The following is a 572-nucleotide window of genomic DNA, read 5'->3' as shown; positions in this document are numbered from 1 at the left end:
CCCAAATTCTCGGCGATCTGTATGCCGCGCTCTAGGAACGCCTCCGATTCCTCCGGCTTGCCAGCCTCCCTCATCAAATCGCCGAGGCTGTTGAGGTCCATGGCGACGTCGGCAGAGGGTCTGCCCTTGGCCCGTTTTTCATCAAGCGCGAGCGCTTTAAGATAGTAAGACAGCGCTTCAGCGTCTCTTCCGAGATCGCTTAGAAGGTTGGCGACGTTGGCGTTCGAAAGGGCGAGATCGTAGGACGCCGATTCGTCCGAACCATTGCTCGCCGATTGCCTTTCTCGGCCCGCCAATACCTTCATTTGAATTTCGAGGGCATCATCAGGGCGGCCCATCGAACGCAGATTTTCGGCGAGGTTATTGAGGTCTAGCAAGACCTGCGCGTCACCTTCGCCATAGGTCGCGATATCGATGGCGATGGCCTCGCGAAATAGTCCATCAGCTTGCCCATATTCACCCTTTCGGTACAAGAGGGTACCGAGGTTGTTCAAACTCGCTGCGATGTCTGGATGATCTGTCTTCAACGCTTCGCGTCTGATGCTCAGTGCCTCCTGAAGCGGAGGTTCGGC

At 56.5% G+C, this 572-nt stretch carries 1 protein-coding gene; it reads right to left on the bottom strand.

The window, feature by feature from the left end; genetic code table 11:
- The coding region (locus tag AC1D35_RS36775; protein ID WP_477943003.1) for a tetratricopeptide repeat protein at positions 1–572 on the bottom strand (572 nt) is incomplete at both ends.

Source organism: Rhizobium sp. P1_E6, from assembly GCF_056405875.1.
This window is presented reverse-complemented; position numbering and strand designations above follow the sequence as displayed.